Below are 2,758 nucleotides of genomic sequence, written 5' to 3'. Positions count from 1 at the left end.
CCCCTACGCGCCGCTGGCCCGCGGGCAGGCCCTCGCCGTGGCGCTCTCCGGCTACCGGGGGCGGGTGCACGTGGGGCTCGTCGCGGACGCCGCCGCCGTCCCCGACCTCGACCGCCTCGCGTCCGCGCTGACCGCCGAGGTGGAGACCCTGGTCACGGCGGCCTCGACGGGTTTGGAGGACGGCCCCGGCGGTCCGTAGAATCACCCGTTCGATGGCGGGCGCGACCGGCGTGCCGCACGGCGAGTCGAGGAACACAGCGCGATGACGGTGACAGCAGAGGACGGCGAAGTCGCGTACGGCCCCGGGATCGACCCCGAGCGGCTGGCCGTCTGCCTCAGCGTGCTGGACGAGCTGGACAAGCTCGACGTGGACCACCCCGACGCGATCGCCGTGCGCCGCGCCACCGCCGGCATCTACCGCACGGTCAAGCAGCGCCGCCGCCAGGAACGCCGGGCGGCGAAGACCGCGCACGACAAGACGGTCACCGAGGCCACCGCGACCGGCTCCGCCCAGCGCATCGACGACGAGACCGAAGGCATTCTGCCGTCCTCCGTCACCGAGGCCGGACAGATCGCCGGGGTCCTGCGGCGCCCGCGCTCCTGCTACACCTGCAAGACCCGCTACGTCGAGGTCGACTACTTCTACCACCAGCTCTGTCCCGACTGCGCCGCCCTCAACCGGGCCAAGCGGGACGTCCGCGCCGACCTCACCGGCAAGCGCGCGCTGCTCACCGGCGGCCGGGCCAAGATCGGCATGTACATCGCGCTGCGCCTCCTGCGCGACGGCGCGCACACCACGATCACGACCCGCTTCCCCAAGGACGCCATCCGCCGGTTCACGGCGATGGACGACTCCGGGGACTGGATCCACCGCCTCGAAGTCGTCGGCATCGACCTGCGCGACCCCGCCCAGGTCGTCGCCCTCGGCGAGCGGATGACCGAGGCCGGGCCCCTCGACATCCTCATCAACAACGCGACCCAGACCGTCCGCCGGCTGCCGTCCGCGTACGCCGCCCTCGTCGACGGCGAGTCCGCGCCGCTGCCCGCCGGGGAACTCCCCGCGCACCACGTCATCGGCGCGTTCGGCTCCGGCGCGGTCGACGGGCTCGCGGCGCTGCCGCTGGGCGCCGGGTCCTCCGGCATCGACGCGCAGAAGGTCGCCGACCTCGCGCTCGTCGCCGGGAACGCGAGCGTCGCCCGGCACCTCGACGGGACCGCCATCGACGCGGGCGGGCTCGTCCCCGACGTCGTCGACACCAACACCTGGGTCCAGTCCATCGAGCAGATCTCGCCCGTCGAGCTGCTGGAGACCCAGCTCTGCAACTACACCGCCCCGTTCATCCTCATCAGCGCCCTGCGGCCCAGCATGGCCGAGGCCGCGCGCAAGGCCGTCAGCAAGCGCGCCTACGTCGTCAACGTCTCCGCGATGGAAGGGGTGTTCAACCGCGGCTACAAGGGCGCCGGACACCCCAACACCAACGCCGCCAAGGCCGCGATGAACATGGTCACCCGCACCAGCGCCGAGGAGATGTTCCAGACCGACGGCATCCTCATGACCTCCGTCGACACCGGCTGGATCACCGACGAACGCCCCCACTACGACAAACTCCGCCTCGCGGAGGCCGGCTTCCACGCGCCGCTGGACCTGGTCGACGGGGCGGCCCGGGTGTACGACCCCGTTGTGCGGGGCGAGGCGGGGGAGGACGTGTACGGGGTCTTCCTGAAGGACTACGCGCCTGGGAAGTGGTAGGGCGGGGAGCGGCCGGTCGGGAGCACGGCGTTCCGGTCTAGGGTGTCCGTGCCCGCCGAACCCGTGTCCCCCCGTCCACCAGCAGATCCGCCCCCGTCACCCACCCCGCCTCCTCCGACACCAGCCACAGCACCGCCTTCGCGATGTCCTCGGGCTCCCCGATCCGCTCCAGGGGGAGCCCCGTCGTGGTCTGCCGTTCCCACACGAAGCGGGCCAGCTCGGTGCGGGTGAGGCCCGGTGAGACGGAGTTGACGCGGACGTGAGGGCCCAGTTCGCCCGCCAACTGCTCGGTGAGGCGCAGGAGGGCGGCCTTGCTGACGCTGTACGCGCCCACTCCGGCGCCGACGTGGACGGCGCCCTCCGTGCAGATGTTGACGACGGTGCCGCCGTGCTCGCGCATCCACCCCCGCCACGCGCACTGCGCCAGCCGCAGCGGCGCCTCCACGTTCACCGTGAACGCGCGGGCCCACAGGGCGGGTTCGGCGTTCATGAGGGGGCCGAGGGGCTGGTTGGTGGCCGCGTTGTTGACGAGGATGTCGAGGCGGCCGAACGCGCGCAGGGTGTGGTCGGTCAGGTGCTGCGGGAAGCCCGGGTCGGCGAGGTCCCCGGCGAGGCCGACTCCCTTGAGCGCGGCGGCAGTCGCACGCACCTCGGCGGGATCGCGGGCCGTGACGCAGACGCGCGCACCCGCGTCGGCGAGTGCGCGGGCGACGGCGAGACCGATGCCCCGTGTGGCGCCGGTGACGAGGGCCGCCCGGCCGTGCAGCGAGTACGTCATCGCCGTACCGTCTCATGACGGACCGTCAGTCGACAGCCCCCAGCGGGGAGTTGCGGGCGGCGACGAGGTGCAGGACCGTCCGCCAGTCCTCCAGCACACCCGCGTCGAACCCGGCGGACCTCGCCTCCTCGTCGGCGTGCGCGAGCCGCGCGAGGTCGTCGTCGGCGAGGTGCGCGGGCCAGGGGTGGCGGCGCAGCAGACCGGCGACGCGCACGCCGAGCAGGGGGCGG

Annotated in this window: 3 protein-coding genes and 1 pseudogene; 2 read left to right on the top strand and 2 right to left on the bottom strand. The window is 73.3% G+C overall.

Annotation, left to right across the window (positions count from 1 at the left end; all coding sequences use genetic code 11):
* Positions 1-199 (top strand): WS/DGAT domain-containing protein (locus ACVNF4_RS34600; RefSeq protein WP_461806822.1); only part of this gene is annotated, 199 nt, incomplete at its 5' end.
* A 63-nt stretch (positions 200-262) separates the two neighbouring features.
* Positions 263-1,750, top strand: a complete 1,488-nt coding sequence (locus tag ACVNF4_RS34595) for an SDR family NAD(P)-dependent oxidoreductase (RefSeq protein WP_461806821.1) — start codon at positions 263-265, stop codon at positions 1,748-1,750.
* 37 nt (positions 1,751-1,787) lie between these two features.
* On the opposite strand, the gene ACVNF4_RS34590 is transcribed toward ACVNF4_RS34595, so the two are convergent.
* On the bottom strand, positions 1,788-2,528 hold the full coding sequence (locus ACVNF4_RS34590; protein WP_461806820.1) for an SDR family oxidoreductase: 741 nt from the start codon (positions 2,526-2,528) through the stop codon (positions 1,788-1,790).
* Between the two features lie 25 nt (positions 2,529-2,553).
* Positions 2,554-2,758, bottom strand: a pseudogene (locus ACVNF4_RS34585) (hypothetical protein); the annotation flags it as partial.

Source organism: Streptomyces sp. S6 (assembly GCF_054880855.1).
Note: the sequence above shows the minus strand (reverse complement) of the source record. Positions and strands in the feature narration are given on the sequence as shown.

Coding starts and splice junctions, on each gene's coding strand:
- ACVNF4_RS34595 (WP_461806821.1), top strand. CDS start 263: ATGACGGTGACAGCAGAGGACGGCGAAGTCGCGTACGGCCCCGGGATC.
- ACVNF4_RS34590 (WP_461806820.1), bottom strand. CDS start 2,528: ATGACGTACTCGCTGCACGGCCGGGCGGCCCTCGTCACCGGCGCCACA.